Source organism: Mycobacterium sp. UM_Kg27 (genome assembly GCF_000972905.1).
Classification (GTDB): domain Bacteria; phylum Actinomycetota; class Actinomycetes; order Mycobacteriales; family Mycobacteriaceae; genus Mycobacterium.
Window position 1 is genome coordinate 1 of record NZ_JRMM01000342.1, and the last position, 360, is coordinate 360.

General features: G+C 70.0%; 1 protein-coding gene. It reads left to right on the forward strand.

Annotated elements, in window-relative coordinates; all coding sequences use genetic code 11:
* The coding region (locus LI94_RS21545; RefSeq protein WP_046302542.1) for an HNH endonuclease signature motif containing protein at positions 1-360 on the forward strand (360 nt) is incomplete at both ends.

Sequence of the window (360 nt, forward strand, 5' to 3'; positions counted from 1 at the left end):
CGGCGCGCCCTCGAGCACCGCCACCGCACCTGCGCCGTCCCCGGCTGCAGCGCCACCCGCGGCCTGCACGGCCACCACATCCAGCACTGGGAAGACGGCGGCGAAACCGACCTCAACAACCTGGTCCTGCTATGCCCCTATCACCACCGGCTCCACCACCGCGGCATCATCACCATCACCGGACCAGCCGACCACCTCGTCGTCACCGACACCAACGGCCAACCACTGCACCCCGGATCACTGGCCCACCCACCCCGCACCCCCGCACCCACCGTCACACCCTGCCCCGGACCCACCGGCGAACGCGCCCACTGGTGGTGGTACCAACCCTTCCAACCCCAAGCACCACCAACCACCAAC